Here is an 18,931-nt window from a genome sequence, read left to right on the forward strand (position 1 = left end):
CAGTTTTAGTTAAATATATTAGATTTTATTTTCGCCCTTAGCATACATGAATTGCTGCAAATCTCTATTCTTACGCGCCTGCATAGCCGGCATCCTTTTAACCGGCACTGGCTTACAGGTCGTGAATGCTCAGAACCAATCCGGGAAAAGCAGCCCCAAGCCGGACGACCGGCGCACGCCTTCTGAAAAACTGGCTGCCAAAAAGTTCGACTTCCGTCGTAAAGTGTACCAAAACCTGGTAACACGGTATAACTATTACTATAACGCGAAGTTGAAACTGGAAAATACACTGAAGGGCATCCAGCAGCAACAGCTGGAAAATTATAACAAACTGCTCCCCTTTTACCCGTACACCATCGAGTCATTAAACCTGAGCGAAAATGAACTGGATTCTGTTATCCAGAAAGGCTCCCTCGCCGTTCAGCTGCACGACCCCCGGGGTAAATGGATCGATGACTGTTACCTGCTCATCGGCAAGGCTTATTTCTATAAAAGAGACTGGGAAAACGCAAACAGCACTTTCCGTTACATCAATACCGTGTTTGCGCCTAAACCGAAGAAAAAGAAGCGGGACGATGGCTACGAGACGATCGTGGGCAAACAGCAGGACGATCGTATGACGATCGCATCCAAAGAAAAACGCAAGGGCTTTTTCGGTCGCTTCAAACACAAACTGGCCCGCAACGACGCCTTCATGTGGCAGGTAAAAACGTACCTGGAAGAAGGTAAGTACGACGAAGCCCAGGCCCTGCTGAACGTACTGGAAGCAGATCCTAACTTCCCGACACGCCTTACCCCGTTTATGAACGAAATTAAAGCGTACGGCCTTTACAAGAGAGAACGTTATGCCGAGTCGATAGAGCCGCTGCGTATAGCGATCGAAGGTAGTCATGACAAACAGCAAAAGGCACGTATGTCGTACATCCTCGGACAACTATACATGACGCAGAAGAGGGCCGATTCTGCCATGGCGTATTTCCGTGACGTAATCCGCCTGAAACCAGAACCAATGATGGACTTTCACGCACGACTGGAAATAGCGCGCGCAAATATTGCCGCCAGCGGTGGTACGGTGGAAGAAAGCATCGGTGCCCTGCAACGGATGCTGCGTAAAGAAAACTTCATTCCCTACCGGGATGTGATCTATTATAATATGGGTGCTATTGCTTCGGGCAGTAATGCCGAAGCCGCGATCGACTTCTGGCAGAAAGGCCTGAAGGTGGAAAGCACCAACCTGATGCAGCGCACGCTTACCTACAAAGCGATTGCAGACTTGCAGTACAGGCAGCGTAACTTCCTGGAAGCCAGGCGCTGGTACGACAGCACCGCGTCCATCATGGGCGAGGGCTTCGCAGACGCAGACGAGGTAAACGCCCGCAAAAACGTACTGGGCGATATAGCCGCCAAAATATCCCTCATCCACAAAGAAGACAGTCTGCAACGGATCGCCGCCCTTTCCGAAACAGAGCGAAACGCATTGCTGGAAAAAACGGTAAGGGATATACAACGACAGGAAAGACAAAAAGAACAGGCGGAAAAGAATGAAGAAATGCGCAGCAACAACGCGAACAATCTTCCCTTCAACCCAAACCTGAACCGTTATAATAATGGCATCATGAGTCCGCAGGAAGGCTCGGGCGACTGGTACTTTTACAACCCGGCCAGTAAGGCAAGCGGGTTTGCCGAGTTCCGCCGCCGTTGGGGTAACCGTAAGCCTACGGATAACTGGCGTCGTTCCCAAACCGGCGTCGTGCCTGATATGGCCACGCAATTGCCTACCGCACCAGACTCCAGCGCCACGCCGGGCGAACTGGCCAGCGCGGTCATTGAACGTACGCCGGCCGATAGCCTCACCGCCGACATTCTCCGGACTGCGCTTCCACTTACACCGGAACTGCTGGCACAGTCGCGCGAGCGGCAGATGGACGCCTGGTACGAACTGGGTAAATTGTACCATGACCAGCTGGATAATTATCCTGATGCGATCGCGTCGTGGGACACGCTGCTGATGCGCTACCCGCAGCATCCTAAACGGGCAGAAATAGCGTATTCGCTGTACGTCTGGAACAACAAGATCAATCGCGCCGACAGGGGCAATCCGTATAAAAACATTGTGCTCACCGAGTTCCCGAACACGAACTTCGCTGGACTGATCCGCAGCGGTGGTGCCATTAACGACGCCTCTTCCGAAACGAAAAAAGCCGTAGCTGCATTATACGGCGATGCCTATACCGCTTTCCGCGAGGGACGTTACGAAGAGGTAAAGGCGAAAAAACAACTGGCCGACTCCCTGTACGGCTTCAGCTACCTGCAGCCGAAGTTCGACCTGCTGATGGCGATGACGACGGTGAAAACAGGTACGGATGATGAGGGCAAAGCGGCCATCCAGGCGGTGATCAACAAATATCCGTCCGACGATGTGATACTGGGGCAGGCGACCGATATTATGAATGTGCTGAGCCGCAAACAGGAAATCGTAGGCTACCTCTCCAACCTGCAAACAACGGTTAACAGAGATTCTACCGGTAAGATCGACGAGAACATCACCATCCGTTATCCCTGGCAGACGCCGAAACCGAACCTGGTAGACAGTGCCGCCATCCAAAAAGCAGCAGCAGACTCGATCGCCGCGGCTCAACTGAAGAACGTACCGCCTCCTCCACCGGCCAAACCGGTTACACCATACAAACTCACGGACGAGAAATCTGCTACCTCCACCCCGCATTTCGTGGTGATGTCGTTTAAAAGGGTAGATAAAACCCTGTTGGATGAAGCTTTGGCACAATTTGCGCGGTATAATGCCGACAAACATGCAGCGGACAAGATCGAAGCCAGCAGTTTTGTACTGACGCCAACGGAGTTGATGTTGATTTTCAGGCTTTTCCCCGGCGAAGAGCAGGCATTTAAGTACTATGACGAAGTACGGAAGGAAGCGACTACGACCATCGTGCCCCGCATCCGCCCATCGGAATACTCGTTTTTCATCATTTCGAGGGAAAACTTTATTCTGCTGAACAGCACCAAAGACATCGAAGGCTATCTCAAATTCTTTAAAGAAAGCTACTATACAGAATAAGCTTTTAACAGCGTTTTAGTAGCAATAAGCGATATTTTTCAATAGTTTTGCGGAACTATTGCACTAAATTTTATTTTAATATGAATAAATCCTTGAAACCGATGGCGGATAAGGTGAGGAAAAATGCAGTGAAGATTTTGTGGTATACCGTGTTTGGCGGGATCGGATTTGTGGTACTGCTGGTATTACTCATCAACTTTCGCATTATCGGTAATATGCCCCCCATGGAGGACCTGGAAAATCCCAGCGCCGCCCTGGCTTCCGTTGTACTTGGCGACGACGGTTATGTGTTGGGTAAATATTATGAGGTGGACCGCTCCAATAGTGAGTATAAAGATATATCCCCCAACGTGATCAAAGCGCTGATCGCCACGGAGGAAACCCGTTTCTACGAGAACTCCGGTATCGACGCAAAAGCTACTGCTGCCATCCCGTTTTACCTGTTAAAGGGCGACAAACGTGGTTCCAGTACGATTACCCAACAGCTGGCGCTCAACCTGCGTAACGACCGCTTAAATACCACCCGTGCATCCAACATACTTGCCAGGGGCTTTCAGAAGCTGGAAGAATGGATCGTGGCGATCAAACTGGAAAGGAATTTTACCAAGCAGGAAATTCTCACTTTATACCTGAACACTGTTGCCTTCGGCGACAACGTATACGGCATTGAGAACGGCGCCCGTACCTTCTTCAGCAAAAGCGCAGCTACCCTTACAATTTCGGAAGCGGCCGTACTGGTGGGCATGCTGAAAGGCACCACGCTGTACAATCCCCGCCGTAACCCACGCGAAGCGATGGCACGCCGTAATACGGTGATCGAGAACATGCTGAAGGAAAATAAGATCACCGCCGCCGAAGCAGCCAAAGCCAAAGCAGAACCGATCGTACTCAAATACAACAAGGTTGACCATAATAAAGGGCTGGCCCCGTACTTCCGCGAAGTGCTGCGCGATGAACTGAAACAATGGTGTAAAACGCATACGAAAGCAGACGGCTCTAATTACAACCTGAGCCGGGACGGACTGCGCATCTACACCACGATCAATCCGCGTATGCAGCTGTATGCCGAAGAATCGGTAGCGCAACACCTGAAAGACCTGCAAAAGGTATTTTACCAGCAATCCAACATCAAGTCGGGCAGTGTTTGGAAGAAGTGGGACAAAGAACTGCAAAAACTGGTGAAACAAACGGACCGCTACCGTAACATGAAGGCGGATGACGCATCCGAAGAAGAAATTGCCAAAGCGTTTAACACTAAAACCGAAATGGAGATCTTCTCCTGGATCGATACCAAGAACCCGGAGAAGAACAAACGTGATACAGTAATGACGCCGCTCGACTCGCTGAAATACATGCGTGCCGTGTTACAGGCCGGCTTTATGGCCATGGACCCGGAAAGCGGCGAGGTGAAAGCCTGGGTAGGCGGCCCGAACTTCTTTTACTTCAAGAACGATCACGTAAAGAATATGCAACGCCAGGTAGGTTCTACTTTCAAACCTTTCCTGTATACGTTTGCGGTGATGAGCGGCATTTCCCCGAACGACCATCTGCCTAACGAACCTATCGTATGGGGCAACTGGCGCCCTAAAAACTCCGAAGGCAGCACCGGTGGCAGCTACACGATGGCAGCTGCGATGGCAAAATCACTGAACTTAGTGGCGGTGTACCTCATCCGGGAACTGTCGGTAAAAGGCTTTGTTGACTTTGTAAAGAATAAGGTTGGCTTTAAAGCGAACATCCCCGAAGTAGGTGCGATCGCGTTAGGTGCGGTAGATATTTCGCTCTTTGAAATGTTGCAGGGTTACACGATGTTCCCGGGCCGCGGCTTTAATACGAAGCCCGTATATATCACCCGCATTGAAGACCGCAATGGTAACATTCTGCAAAACTTCCCTACCGAAAAACGGGAAGTGATCGGTGAAACGGATGCTTATACCATGGTGAAAATGATGCAGGGCGTGGTGGACTTCGGTACAGCCGCCCGTATCCGCAACCGCTTCGGCCTGAAAGGCGAAATCGCCGGTAAAACCGGTACGACGAACGACAACACCGACGGATGGTTCATCGGCTATACACCACAGCTGCTCGCAGGCGCCTGGGTAGGTTGTGAGAACAACTTCATCCACTTCTCTACCACGGCTAACGGTCAGGGTGCAAACACCGGTTTACCAATATGGGCTTACTTCTTCCAGAAGGTGTATGCGGATAAAACATTGGGCATCGATCCAAATTCAACGTTCCCGATACCCGCTAATATGCGTACAGATTTGTACCTGAATTATGATTCCAACATGGAGTCTGGTGCGGAAGCAGATGATGTGGGTAACGGTGCGGCTGATGATTACGGCTTCCAGGAAGATGCCAGCGGTTATGCAGACCAGCCGGCGGAAAACAATCCGCCGAAGCCAGCGCAGCCGGCTAACAATACGCCGAAACCAGCGCAACCGGCTACGAATCCGCCAGCAAAGCCTGTGCAACAGCAACCGGCCACCAACACACCGGCGCAACAACCGAAGGCAACGTATCCGCCTAAACCAGGAAAAGGAAATTAATAACGTTTTTATAGATAGAGGGGCTGACCATACATTTGGTCAGCCCCTTAGTATTACCAGGCTTTTCGTGCTTTATATTTCCTCCCGACCACATGCAGTAAGCTGACCATACTTCATCGCATCCCTGTAAGCATAGTATCTTACTTCTTCTCCCCTACATAAGTCAGCTTCCCGTACTTCATCGCATTCCCGATCAGCTGAAGGCCCAGCCGGATGATCGCTGCTTCCTCTTTCGCTTTCAGCTTCTCCACATCGTCAGTAGGTTTGTGGTAATCATCGTGCCCGCCGGTGTGAAAAAACATCACGGGTACGCCGCCAACGAAGAAGCTGCCGTGGTCGGAACCACCTTTGCCCGCTGCATCTGTAAAGTATTTAATGCCCTCTTCTTTTACATCTTTAAAGATCGCAGGCCACTGTTCCGCACTGCCATAACCGCCAATGCCGATACCCCGCTCCTCGTTGTAACGACCGATCATATCCATGTTCAGCATAAAATGTATTTTATCCAGCGCGATGGTCGGATTGGCTACGTAGTACTTCGAACCCTGCAAGCCCAGCTCCTCGCCACCAAAGGAAATGAACAAAAAGTTGAAAGGTTCTTTTTCTCCATTCTTCACGTAATAGCGGGCAAACTCGAGTAGTCCGGCCACCCCGGAGGCGTTATCGTCCGCCCCGTTATGGATCTGGCCTATCGGGTACCTGCCATCGAACAGGCCGGCTGTGCCCAGGTGATCGTAGTGCGCGCCAATGATAATCGTGTAAGCAGCCCCGTTATCAAGGTAACCGAGAACGTTGCGGCTGGGCACACCTTTATGTTTATTCTTATCAAATGTAAAATCCTGGAAATAGCTGCCGTTGTTACCTGGCTTCAGCCCTAATTTCTTAAACTGTTTGGCTACCCAGGCCGAAGCTTTGCGGCCGCCCTTTTCATTGGTACCACGGCCTTTTAATTTCTCAGCAGCAAGGTAGCCTACGTGCGACCTGATGCGGTCGGCAGATGGTTGATAATCCTGCCCGGATACAGAGCTGGCGGTAAACGCGGCCAGCAGCAGGACCAATCCTGTTTGTTTCAACATAATCACTGTTTTTCGATGCCTAAAAATAGCGAAGGCTCCCGTAAATGGGAGCCTTCTGCAAAAATTTATATGCTTTATTATTTTTTGCGGGACTGTTGCTGTTTCTGCATTTCCTGCTGGCGTTTCTGCAACTCGGCCATCTTTTCCGCAAACTTGGATTGCGTTTTTGGCTTCTTCTTGTTCTCCTCGATCTGTGCATGGATCTTAGCATGGTTGATCACGAAGTTCTGAAGGACGAACTGCAGCACGATGCTGATCACGTTCGACAGGAAGTAGTAGAACGTAAGTGCCGCCGCCAGTTTGTTAAAGATACCTAACAGCATGATCGGGAACACATACGGCATGTACTTCATTACCGGGTTGCTCTGGTCGGTCATACCACGGTTGTAAAATGCCAGTATCAGGCTCGTTACGGTCATCAGCAGGGTGAACAGGCTCACGTGGTTGCCATAGAACGGTATCTCGAAACCGAAGTTCAGGATAGAGTCGTAGGTAGACAGGTCGGTCGCCCACAGGAAACTTTCCTGGCGCAGCTCGATGGAGGATGGGAAGAAGCTGTACATCGCTACCAGGATCGGTAACTGCAGCAGGGCTGGCAAACAACCTCCTAACGGGCTTACACCTGCGCTGCGGAACAACTTCATCTGCTCCATACCAAATGCCTGCTGGTCGTCGCCGTGTTTGGCACGCAGCGCGTCCAGTTCCGGCTTCAGCACCTTCATTTTAGCCTGGGAAACATAGCTCTGGTAAGTAAACGGAGCGATGAGCAGGCGGATAAAAATGGTAAGCAGGATGATGATCAGACCATAGTTGCTGATGGAACCACTCAACAGGTTAAATACCGGGATGATGATCCATTTATTCACATACTTCACAAAAGCGAAGATGCCTGTACCCAGCGGTATAATGCTTTCGAAGTCGTTGCCGAAAGATTTAAGCGTTTTATAGTGGTTCGGACCATAATAAATATCGATCGGGAAAGAGTAGTTGGCAGAGCGGTCGTAAGGCAGCTGCAGCGTCGTCATCTGCTCCCCTACGATGTTCGGGCTTTGCGGCACGTTGGTAGTAATATCAGCGCTCGCAAAGGTGCCTTTTTTCGGCATGAACGTCACGTTAAAGAACTGCTGCTTGAAGCTGAGCCACTGTACTTTCTCCAGTTTCTCCTGGCTTTTGTTCTGCAGGGTAAAGTAATCGTGCCCTTTTTCTTCCAGGCGATAGTGCATCTGGTTGTTCATACGCTCCGACGTCATATCATGCTCCTGTTTCGTAAAGCGGCTGTTCCACTGCAAAGGCAGGGTGTTACCGGCAATCAGGTTGTGCATGCCTACTGCGTGGATATTGAAGTTCACCACGTAGCTGTCTTTCGCCAGGGTATAAATGTATTCAAGGTATTGTGCGGGATTTCCGGTTTCGAGGCGGTAGGTTACTACCTGGCTGCCATCGGCGTTTGTCTGTATCTGGCTGCCGGCAAAATACAGATCTGCTGTATTCACCTGTTTGCCATTAACGGGCAGCGCCAGGGAAATGCGGTTGTAGCTGCCAGCCTGCAGGTCCAGCGGCTTGCCGTCGGACGAAAGGAACTGTTTGTTGTTTTTAGCGCCTTCACCTTTAAAGGCTTTCACCCTTACCAGTTTGGGCTGGCCGCCTTTATTGGTCAGTTCGATCCTTACCACATCGTTTTCCAGTACCTGTACCTGCTCTGTGCCGGCAACAGCATTTGCCAGTACGCCATAGTTTGCGGCCAGCGTTGCTGAGTCTGCGGTTACTACGTGGCCTGTGGAATCCACCACAGGTGTTTTGTCTTCTTTTGGTTTGTTCAGCGCGGCGATAGAATCCTTGCGGTGTTTCTCTTTTTGAGCGGCTACCTGGGTTTTATTGTTATAAAAAATATAACCCACCAGCAGGGCGCCAATAAGGAGAAAGCCGATGATCGAATTTCTGTCCATGAATTGACAATTAAAATTTAGGGAGCAAAGGTAACGAATAAAGCAGGGAAAGGCGAAACAGCGGGCCGAAAAAAGGAGGATTTAAAAGGATTTAACTTTTTCGCCTCATTTATTTCCTATCTAATTGACTATCAAAAAATTAAAAAGGGAGAAAAGATAAAATCCTTTCTCCCTTTTTTATGATTACGGTCATATTAACCGTGTTGAACTACTTTTTCGTCGGTGATCACTGCCTTTTCGTTGCGTGATTCTGCGTTTTGTTTGGCAGCACGTACGAAATGAACGAAGATCGGCGCAGGAGCTTCTACGGTGCTTTTTAGTTCGGGGTGGAACTGGCAGCCCACGAAGAACGGGTGGCCGGGGATCTCGATCATTTCTACCAGGCCACTTTCCGGGTTACGGCCGGAGAGTACCAGGCCTGACGCTTCGAACTGGCTGATAAACTCGTTGTTGAACTCGTAACGGTGACGGTGACGCTCGGTAATTGCGGTAGACGCGTAAATTTCCGCCGCTTTGGAACCAGGTGTCAGGTCACAGGCGTAAGCACCCAGGCGCATAGTACCGCCTTTCGCTGTTACTTTTTTCTGCTCTTCCATCAGGTTCACTACCGGGTAAGCTGTTTCCGGGTTCATTTCTACGGAGTGAGCATCTTTCAGTCCTACTACGTTGCGTGCATATTCTACCACGGCCATTTGCATACCCAGGCAGATGCCAAAGAAAGGCAGCTGGTTTTCGCGGGCATACTGGATAGCGGTGATCTTACCCTCAATACCCCTATGTCCGAAACCAGGAGCAACCAGCAAACCGTCGAGGTTTTTCAGTTTCTCTGCTACGTTTTCAGGAGTAATGTGTTCGGAGTGAATATTTTGCACTACCACCTTGCACTCGTTCATAGCGCCGGCGTGGATAAATGATTCCAGGATGGATTTATAAGCATCCTGCAACTCCACGTACTTGCCGATGAGGCCGATGGTAACTTTGGATTTCGGGTATTTCAGTTTGTCGAGGAACTCGCGCCATTTTACCAGCTCGGGTTCTTTTTCCACCGGCAGGTGCAGGCGTTGCAGTACGGTAACGTCCAGTTTTTCGCGCATCATTTCGAGCGGAACTTCGTAAATCGTGCTTACGTCGTTCATTTCGATAACGGCTTCGATCTTCACGTTACAGAACAGGGCGATTTTCTTTTTCAGGTCGCGGTACATCGGCTCCTCCGTACGGCAAACGATAATGTCTGCATGCACGCCATATTCGCTCAGCAACCTTACAGAGTGCTGTGTAGGCTTGGTTTTAAGCTCTTTTGCAGCGCGCAGGTAAGGTATGAGGGTGAGGTGAATCACCAGGCAATCCTCTTCGCCCAGCTCCCATTGCAGCTGACGAACCGCCTCAATGTAAGGCAGCGACTCGATGTCACCCACGGTGCCACCCAGCTCGGTAATAACGATGTCGAATTTATTGTCTTTACCCAGGAGCAGTATCCTGCGCTTGATTTCGTCGGTGATGTGCGGGATCACCTGCACGGTTTTACCCAGGTAAGCACCTTCGCGCTCTTTGTTGATAACAGTCTGGTAAATACGGCCGGTGGTCACGTTGTTGGCCTGGGAAGTAGGCGTGTTGAGGAAACGCTCGTAGTGACCCAGGTCGAGATCGGTTTCTGCACCATCTTCGGTTACAAAACATTCCCCGTGTTCGTAGGGGTTGAGTGTTCCCGGATCCACGTTGATATATGGATCAAATTTCTGAATTGTCACTTTTAACCCGCGCGCCTGCAACAGTTTTGCCAGCGAAGCAGCTAAAATTCCTTTACCCAATGAGGATGTAACACCTCCCGTAACGAAGATATATTTTGCCATAAAAATGATGTTCTCGAAAAATACTTGACCTAAAGAGGAAGCCCGGACTGAATTGGTGTAATATGTCAAGTACATTTACTTCCGCAGGTCAGGCAAAGTTACAATAATTTGCTGCTCAGCCAAGCAGGTTTTTCACAAAGGTGTTGAAACGCATTTCTCGATCCGCCACCACGGCCGCTTACAGGCAACTCATTTGTTAATAACTAATATAAAGTGATTTTACAGGATAGCCGCTTACGCGGGAAAATCCATTTCATTAACGTAATTTCGCAGCCGAAATATATACCACACAATGACGCTTTCGCCAAAAAATGCACAACAATCGCTGATACAAATGACCGAACTGGTGCTTCCGAACGATACGAACACTTTTGGCAACCTCATGGGCGGACGTCTGATGTATTGGATGGACATTGCCGCCGCACTCTCCTGCATGAAACATTGCGCTGCCCCGGTTGTAACGGCCTCCGTGGACAATATATCATTCGAAAATCCCATCAAACTCGGTAACGTAGTACATATAGAAGCGCAGGTGACCCGCGCTTTCAACACTTCTATGGAGGTACACATGAAAGTTTGGGGCGAAGACCCGGTGCAACAGTACCGTTACAAATCCAACGAAGCGTTCATGACCTTCGTGGCCCTCGACCCTAACGGTAACTCCCGTCCGGTGCCGGCTGTCATAGCTGAAACAGAAGAGGAGAAGAAATTATTCGAAGGCGCGCTCCGCCGCAGGCAGCTCCGCCTCATCCTCAGTGGCAGGATGAAACCAGCCGACGCAGCCGAACTGCGGGCCTTGTTCATGGAAGCATAATTAAGCTGATCTTAGCTGGAAAAGTACAAGTGTGCGACGCAACGGCGGTGTAATAACGAGCTGATGCCCGGTACCAAAGCCTACTCCTTCCCCTCCCACTCCTGGTAAAAACGATCGAGGAACTGCTCCATAAACTGGTGCCGCTCTTCCGCCAATGCTTTACCCGTAGCCGTATTCATGCGATCTTTCAGCAACAACAGCTTTTCATAGAAGTGATTGATGGTAGGCGCTGTACTGTTTTTATATTGATCCCTGGTCATGTGCAAATCGGGCGCTATGGTCGGATCGTACATCGCCCGGTTGCGAAACCCGCCATAGTTGAAGGCCCTGGCGATGCCGATAGCGCCGATCGCGTCCAGGCGGTCCGCATCCTGCACTGCAGAAAGCTCAGGCGAAGTGAAAACGGCTTTCTCTTTACCGCCTTTAAAGGAGATATGGCGAATAATGTTCTCCACATGGCCGATCACCGCTTCGTTCACCTGCTGCGCCTGCAAAAACGCCCTGGCCTTGGCCGGACCAGCTTCCTCATCGCCACCGTGAAATTTGGAATCGGCAATGTCGTGCAACAAAGCGCCCAGCTCCACCACCTGCAGATCGGCCCCTTCTTTTTCCGCGATGTGCCGCGCCAGTTTCCAAACGCGGTAGATGTGCCACCAGTCATGCCCGCCTTCTGCGCCGGCCAGTTCTTCCTTTACGTATGCAACAGTCGTTTCGATGATCGTCATGCCCGCAAAATAATATAAAAAAAGCCGCCCAGGACAACCGGGACGGCCTATCATAAACCTTTAAGCGAAAAATATCATTGTTCGGAGTGTTTCTCTTTTACGAGCACCGAAGTGATGCGGTTCAGTTCCTTCACCTTTTCGGAGAAATCACCTTTCAGTCTTTCCCGTAGCATGTGCAGTTTTTGCAGCACATCCTCCAGCGTATCCGGCAGTGCTTCCTGGAATACCTCTTTCAGGCGTTTAGCGATGGTAGGCGACTTACCGTTAGTGCTGATGGCGATTTTTAGGTTGCCTTTGCGCACGATGGAGCCGAGGTAAAAGTCGCACAGCTCCGGGGTATCGGCAACGTTCACCAGTACACGGGCAGCTTTCGCTTTTTCCCAGATGCAGTGGTTCAGTTCCCGGTCGTTTGTAGCGGCAATAACGAGGTCTTTTCCGAAAACGTCGCCGCAGGAAAATGCCTTTTGCACCAGCTCCACGTCCGGATAGTTTTTAACCAGTTGTTCCAGTTCGGTACTAAACCATGTAGCCACCACGGTAATGCGGGCACGCGGACTGTTTTGCAACATGGCGCCTACCTTTTCGTGGCCAATGTTGCCGCCGCCCACTACCAATACCTGTAGCTGGTCTAACTTAAAAAATACCGGGAATAACTGATTTTCCTCCATTATACTGCCATTTTATAATCTTCCGCCAGTTTCGTTTGTAAAGCCTGGAAGGCTTCGTGGAACCTTACCACCTCGCCTATCACGATGATAGCCGGGTTAGTCAGCTGGTGTTCCAGTGCAATTTTAGGTAGATCGGCCGCAATGCCCACACCAATTTTCTGCGTAGGCAGGGTGCCGTTCTGGATAATAGCTGCAGGTACCGCGCCGTGACCAGCGGCTTCGTAAATACCGGCGATCTGCTCCAGTTTTTTCATGCCCATCAGTACCACCACTGTCGTATTCGCCTGTATCGCATACTCCAGGTCCCGGCCCAGTTTACCATCTTGTGTAGAGCCGGTAATTACCCAAAAACCTTCGCTTACGTTGCGGGCGGTGACAGGTATATTATTAATACCGGGTACAGAAATGGCGCTGCTGATCCCGGGAATTACTTCCGTTTTGATCTCGTATTGCTGCGCGTACGCAATTTCTTCCGAGCCGCGGCCGAATACGAAGGAGTCGCCTCCCTTCAGCCGAACCACGTTACCGAAAGTTAATGCATATTTTACAATCATCCTGTTGATTTCGGCCTGTGTATATACATGCATACCGGCGCGCTTGCCTACAAAGCGTTTGAGGCAGTTGGGCGAAGCGTGCTCCAGCAGTTCGTTGTTCGACAGGGCATCGTAAAGGATTACCCGGGCCTGCTGAATAGCTTTCAGTCCTTTCACAGTAATCAGTTCCGGATCGCCGGGTCCGGCGCCTACGAGTGTCAATTTGGGCTGAGTCGGTAACATGTTGGTCGTTTTACAGGTTGATAATTGATTACACAGAAGCTGCTGCGGGAGCCTCTGTTTTGGTCTGCCGGTACTGCTGTACAGCTTTATAAAATGTTTGCGCCTGGGCAAAGTATTGTTTCGCGAAGCTTTCAGTCGGTTCGTGCTGGTTGATCTGCAATACCAGGGCTTTAAAGCCGCCGATATCCAGTTTACCGGTGTCCACGAAGTGTTTTTCAAAGTCGTTGATAATGCCGTGCTGCGTGTTACAGTTCACGTTCTCGTCCAGCAGCAAGGCTTTCGCCGCCTGTACGAAAGATGAATAAGTATGGTAGATTCCATCTGCCCACGCACCATTCGCCAATGCTTCTGCCGCCCACACTTGTTTCTCCTCCGCTTCGTACAACAGGGTGGCGATCAGGTCGATCACCACACCCGCACACTCACCCACACCAATTGCAGTCGCAAATGTTTGTGCCTGTCCCCAGTCCACGAAGTCATCGTCTTTCACAGACGTGAGGTCGGTTAGCGGTTTCAGCAGGTCGTAGAAGTAACGCTCGCCCTGGCGGTCGAAGTAATCGTTAAACAGTTCGCCGCTGTTGCCGTTTGTTTCGTAATCGTGCAACAGGCTACGAAGTACATCCGGACCACGACGGCTGGGCACCTTAATCACCTTGTCGGCTACACGGCCAACACCATCACCGACCAAACCACCGCCCAGTAACACCTGCAGCGCAGGTAATACTTTGCCGCCGGCTTTCATAGAGCTGCCATGGAAGCCGATGTGCGCCAAACCATGCTGACCGCAGGAGTTCATACAACCGCTGATCTTTATTTTGATATCGTTGTTATAAATCAAGTCGGGGAACTCGTTGTTGATCACATCTTCCAACGCTACGGCAATACCGGTGCTGCTGGAAATCGCCAGGTTACAGGTGTCCGTACCGGGACAAGCGGTGATATCTGCAATAGAATCGAAACCAGCTGCGGCCAGGTTGTGTTGCTCCAACACAGAGAACACATAAGGCAGGTGCTCAGGTTTAATATATTTCAGTAACAGTCCCTGGTTAACGGTCACGCGTACATCGTCGGCTACTACCGGGCGCAATTGCTCAACCAGCGCACGGGAAGTTACAGAGCTGATGTTACCCAGCAGGATGCGCAGGTATGCGCCATAATATCCTTTCTGTTTCTGCTCAAAGGTGTTCGTTTTCTTCCAGGCTTCGTACAGTTTCGGATCGCGGATAGTGTAAGCCGGAACCACTGCGTCTTCCGCAGGCAGGGCGTCTGCCGGCCATGCAGCTGCATCTACCGGAACAGATTTACTTTTGATAGCTTTATATTCTTCCTTCACCAGTCTCTCAAACTCTTCAAAGCCGATTTTCTGGATCAGGAATTTGATACGCGCTTTGTGACGGCTGGCCCTTTCGCCATGCCGGTCGAAAACGCGTAAAACACTTTCTATATAGGGAATCAGCTGATCTGCCTCCAGGAACTCGAAGGCCACTTTCGCCAGCATGGGCTGCGCGCCCAAACCGCCGGCCAGCATCACTTTAAAGCCCCTCACCTCTTTGCCGTCCACCACGCGGATTTTCGGGATCACGCCAATGTCGTGCATGAAGGAAAACGCCGTATCGCGGTCGCTGGAAGAGAAAGACATTTTAAACTTACGACCCATGTCCTGGCAAATCGGGTTACGCAGGAAGTAGCGGAACGTCGCATCTGCATAGGGCGTAATGTCGAACGGCTCCTCCGGATCGATGCCCGCCTTGTCGGACGCGGTAATGTTACGCACCGTGTTACCACAGGCCTCACGGATGGTGATATCGTCCAGTTCCAGCTTGGCCCACAGCTCAGGTGTACGCTCCAGGCTCACGAAGTGGATCTGGATGTCCTGGCGCGTAGTGAGGTGCAGGTTACCGGTTGAATATTCGTCTGAAATATCTGAAATGCGTTTCCACTGTTGCAAAGTCATTTTACCATAGGGCAGTTTGATGCGCACCATCTGTACACCAGGCTGGCGTTGACCATACACGCCTCTCGCAAGGCGAAGGCTGCGGAACTTTTCGTCGGGAATCTGGCCCTCGCGGAACAAACGGATCTTTTGTTCCAGTTCAATAATGTCCTTTTCTACGAGTGGATTTTCCAGTTCTGTTCTGAAGCTTTGCATTGAATGATAATTTTTTTCGTCAACAATTTGAATATCACAACGTTTCGTGGTACCATAAAAAAACCCCCGTTTCGTACCGGAGGTTTCTGTTATGAAGGGCAATAATGCGTTTATTGATCACTATATTTTCAGAAAAACCTCCTCTACTCTGTTGATTTCCAACAGCTACACATCGACTTGACAAAACCAACAATACCCATATTTCCTATCTATTTAGTAGAGTAATACAAAGATAGCCATGTAGCCCGGATTTCCAAAACTTTTTTGGGATTTATAAATGCGCGGGGGATTATAAATGCTTTTGCCGGATTTGTGGAAACATTTTGCCCGTAAACCGCCGTATCTTTGCGGCGCAAATAAGAAAGACAGCTATATGATCAATACGGTGATTTTCGATATGGACGGCCTGCTGGTAGACTCCGAGCCGTTGTGGGGTTTGGCGATACGCGAAGTGTTTGATACCCTGAACGTTAGCTTAACGCCCGAGTTAACCTCGCGTACGACGGGGCTCAGAACGAAAGAGGTGGTAGAGTACTGGCACAACCACTTCAAGTGGAATGCAAAAAGCACCGAGCAGGTAACGTCGGAAATCATCGAAAGCGTTACCCATAAAATTATGGCGCAGGGCCAGCCGATGGAGGGACTGCATTACATCCTGGATTTCTTTAAAGAACGTGGGTTTAAGATGGGGCTCGCCTCTTCGTCCAACATGAGCATCATTTCCTCCGTGCTTAACTACCTGGATATCAAGCCTTACTTCCAGGCGATCATTTCCGCCGAGTTCGAACCATATGGCAAGCCGCATCCCGCCGTTTACCTGTCTGCCGCGCAGGAACTGGGCGCCAGCCCGCTGGAGTGTGTGGCGTTTGAGGATTCGGTGACCGGTATGACTGCCGCCAAAGCCGCCCGCATGAAGGTTGTAGTAGTGCCCGAGCATCACAACCGTAACGATAAACGTTACGCCCTGGCCGACATCCAGCTCAATTCCCTGCTAGATTTCAACGATCACGAACTGGCAAAACTAGGTTAGTTTTTCACCAGCATAGATAACATTAGTCAGCCGCCGTTGTGTCACTCACTTCGGCGGTTTTTTCTTTGCTCATCGCGTAGGAGATCACTTGAGTATCCCGTCATCATATGTTCCCCATCGCCTCCCATCCTCCCGACGAATACAAAAAAAATCCCCCGGCTTTCGCCAGGGGACTCCTTATTTTTCACAATCGGTTAAGACTACTCAGCTTTCTTTTCTTCGCCGCCTTCAGATTGTTTGAGTTTTTCTCTCAGTTCAGCCAGTGCGCCCAGGTCGCCCAGAGTAGCTTTTTCTACTTTAGACTGGATGGTTTTCACAGCTTTACGGGTTTTGTCCGCATCGGCACGTTTTTCTTTAACGATAGCCTCTTTCTCTTCAGTTTTAGTTTGTTCCCAAACTTTAGTGTGAGATACGAGGATACGTTTTTCGTTGCGGTCAAATTCGATGATCATGAATGGTTTCACGTCTTCTACTGCAACTGGTTTTTCGTCCTCTGTGCGCAGGTGACGGGCAGGAGCGTAAGCTTCCAGGCCATATTGCAGCTGAACGGTAGCACCTTTGTCGTCTTTCTTAACGATGGTACCCTCGTGGGTAGAACCGATCGGGAAGATAGTTTCGAAGGTGTTCCATGGATCTTCTTCGATTTGTTTGTGACCGAGGCTCAGTTTGCGGTTATCTTTATCGATACCCAGGATCACCACGTCGATTTCGCTACCAACTTTGGTATACTCGCTCGGGTGGTTGAAACGTTTGATCCAGCTGAGGTCGGAGATGTGGATCATACCACCGATACCAGTTTCCAGCTCAACGAACACACCGTAAGGAGTGATGTTTTTAACGATGCCTTTGTGACGGCTATCCAGCGGGAATTTAGTTTCGATAGTTGACCATGGATCTTCGGTCAGTTGTTTGATAGACAGGCTCATTTTACGCTCGTCTTTGCTCAGCGTAACAACCACTGCTTCGTACTCTTCGCCCAGTTTGAAGAACTCTTTGGCGTTGATTGGCGTGGAAGCCCATGAAATCTCGGATACGTGTACCAGACCTTCTACACCAGGCAGAATTTCCAGGAATGCGCCGTAATCTTCGATGTTCACTACTTTGCCTTTTACTTTTGCACCTTCGGTGATGGTTGCAGGCAAAGTATCCCACGGATGCGGGGTCAGTTGCTTGTAACCTAAGCTGATACGTTTCTTCTCGTCGTCGAAGTCCAGTACCACCACATTGATCTTCTGATCCATCTGCAGTACTTCGCTTGGGTGAGAGATACGACCCCAGCTGATGTCGGTGATGTAGAGCAGGCCGTCCAGACCACCCAGATCGATGAACGCACCGAAGTCTGTGATGTTCTTGATCGTACCTTCCAACACCTGACCTTTCTCCAGTTTAGAGATAATGTCAACACGCTGTTGCTCGATATCGCTTTCGATGAGCGCTTTGTGAGATACAACGGCGTTCTTGATGGCCTCGTTAACCTTAACCACTTTGAATTCCATTGTTTTACCCACGAACTGATCGTAGTCAGTTACAGGTTTCACGTCGATCTGTGAACCTGGCAGGAAGGTTTCCATACCATAAACGTCCACGATCAGGCCGCCTTTGGTTTTGCTGGTAACAGTACCAGTAACCACTTCGCCTGTTTTGTAAACTTCCACGATTTTTTCCCAGGCGCGCTGCATACGAGCTTGTTTGCGGCTCAGGTGCAGGTTACCATCGCGGTCTTCTTTTTCAACAACCAGTACCTCTACCTCGTCGCCGATTTTAATACCCGGCAGGTCGCGGAACTCGTTGAGGGAGATCAGACCATCGGATTTGAAACCGATGTTCAGTACTACGTCGGTTTTAGTAATACCAACGATGGTACCGCTCAGCAGACCATTCTCCTCGATCACCTTGAACGTGCTGTCATAGGTCTGATCATACTTCGCTTTCTCTTCCTGTGAGTAAGAAGATACGTTGCGTTTGTCCACGCTCCAATCAAAATCGTCGTGAGCAGTGGCAACAGGCGCATTTTGTGTCGCTGTTTCAGCCGGAGCTGCCTGTTGTTCAGCGTTTTGTTCGTTAATAATGTTGTTTTCTGACATAAAAATATTTAAGGACGGCAAAGATACGAAGAATATCCCGATTTCCGACACCTTATTAATGCGCGTGATATAACCCGGGTAACTATGTTTACCCCGCACGCAACCAATTGTTTATAACATTACCGGCCGCAAACCCATCTTTTTCACCTAATTCAAAATCAACCCAACGTTTTCTAGGCTAAATG

At 50.0% G+C, this 18,931-nt stretch carries 12 protein-coding genes; 4 read left to right on the forward strand and 8 right to left on the reverse strand.

All coding sequences use genetic code 11. The features are described from left to right. The first annotated feature begins 46 nt into the window (after positions 1-46). Both porW and MKQ68_RS16325 read left to right on the forward strand, forming a co-directional pair. Complete coding sequence (gene porW / locus MKQ68_RS16320; RefSeq protein WP_264280042.1) at positions 47-3,076, forward strand: type IX secretion system periplasmic lipoprotein PorW/SprE; 3,030 nt, start codon at positions 47-49, stop codon at positions 3,074-3,076. Positions 3,077-3,156: 80 nt separating this feature from the next. Continuing rightward, positions 3,157-5,628 carry a transglycosylase domain-containing protein gene (locus MKQ68_RS16325; protein ID WP_264280043.1) on the forward strand — a complete coding sequence of 824 codons (2,472 nt, stop codon included), beginning with the start codon at positions 3,157-3,159 and terminating at the stop codon, positions 5,626-5,628. A gap of 140 nt (positions 5,629-5,768) precedes the next feature. On the opposite strand, the gene MKQ68_RS16330 is transcribed toward MKQ68_RS16325, so the two are convergent. From MKQ68_RS16330 to pyrG, 3 genes are all read right to left on the reverse strand, one after another. Next, complete coding sequence (locus MKQ68_RS16330; protein WP_264280044.1) at positions 5,769-6,704, reverse strand: M20/M25/M40 family metallo-hydrolase; 936 nt, start codon at positions 6,702-6,704, stop codon at positions 5,769-5,771. A gap of 77 nt (positions 6,705-6,781) precedes the next feature. Then, entirely contained in the window at positions 6,782-8,650 is a 1,869-nt protein-coding gene (gene yidC, locus MKQ68_RS16335) for a membrane protein insertase YidC (protein ID WP_264280045.1), read from the reverse strand. A gap of 194 nt (positions 8,651-8,844) precedes the next feature. Continuing rightward, positions 8,845-10,500, reverse strand: coding sequence for a CTP synthase (gene pyrG / locus MKQ68_RS16340; protein ID WP_264280046.1), 1,656 nt, complete (start codon positions 10,498-10,500; stop codon positions 8,845-8,847). A 292-nt stretch (positions 10,501-10,792) separates the two neighbouring features. Here pyrG and MKQ68_RS16345 point away from each other — a divergent pair, with 292 nt between their 5' ends. Next, the gene (locus tag MKQ68_RS16345; RefSeq protein ID WP_264280047.1) at positions 10,793-11,314 is read left to right on the forward strand and encodes an acyl-CoA thioesterase; all 522 of its coding nucleotides are present in this window, start codon (positions 10,793-10,795) and stop codon (positions 11,312-11,314) included. 80 nt (positions 11,315-11,394) lie between these two features. On the opposite strand, the gene MKQ68_RS16350 is transcribed toward MKQ68_RS16345, so the two are convergent. The 4 genes from MKQ68_RS16350 to MKQ68_RS16365 all read right to left on the reverse strand — a co-directional run bounded on the left by MKQ68_RS16350 (position 11,395) and on the right by MKQ68_RS16365 (position 15,632). Next, positions 11,395-12,039, reverse strand: a complete 645-nt coding sequence (locus tag MKQ68_RS16350) for an HD domain-containing protein (RefSeq protein WP_244840541.1) — start codon at positions 12,037-12,039, stop codon at positions 11,395-11,397. A gap of 74 nt (positions 12,040-12,113) precedes the next feature. Continuing rightward, entirely contained in the window at positions 12,114-12,707 is a 594-nt protein-coding gene (locus tag MKQ68_RS16355) for a precorrin-2 dehydrogenase/sirohydrochlorin ferrochelatase family protein (protein WP_264280048.1), read from the reverse strand. Beyond that, on the reverse strand, positions 12,707-13,483 hold the full coding sequence (cobA, locus tag MKQ68_RS16360; RefSeq protein WP_264280049.1) for a uroporphyrinogen-III C-methyltransferase: 777 nt from the start codon (positions 13,481-13,483) through the stop codon (positions 12,707-12,709). Before cobA ends, MKQ68_RS16355 begins: the two co-directional genes overlap by 1 nt. Before the next feature lie 28 nt (positions 13,484-13,511). Continuing rightward, positions 13,512-15,632 (reverse strand): ferredoxin-like domain-containing protein, encoded by a 2,121-nt coding sequence (locus tag MKQ68_RS16365; protein WP_264280050.1) that lies wholly within the window; start codon positions 15,630-15,632, stop codon positions 13,512-13,514. Between the two features lie 310 nt (positions 15,633-15,942). Here MKQ68_RS16365 and hxpB point away from each other — a divergent pair, with 310 nt between their 5' ends. Then, complete coding sequence (hxpB, locus tag MKQ68_RS16370) at positions 15,943-16,662, forward strand: hexitol phosphatase HxpB (protein WP_244840550.1); 720 nt, start codon at positions 15,943-15,945, stop codon at positions 16,660-16,662. A gap of 200 nt (positions 16,663-16,862) precedes the next feature. Here the strand turns inward: hxpB and rpsA are convergent, their stop codons facing one another. Then, positions 16,863-18,746 (reverse strand): 30S ribosomal protein S1, encoded by a 1,884-nt coding sequence (gene rpsA / locus MKQ68_RS16375; RefSeq protein ID WP_264280051.1) that lies wholly within the window; start codon positions 18,744-18,746, stop codon positions 16,863-16,865. Positions 18,747-18,931: the final 185 nt, after the last annotated feature.

The organism is Chitinophaga horti, assembly GCF_022867795.2.
Taxonomy (GTDB): domain Bacteria; phylum Bacteroidota; class Bacteroidia; order Chitinophagales; family Chitinophagaceae; genus Chitinophaga; species Chitinophaga horti.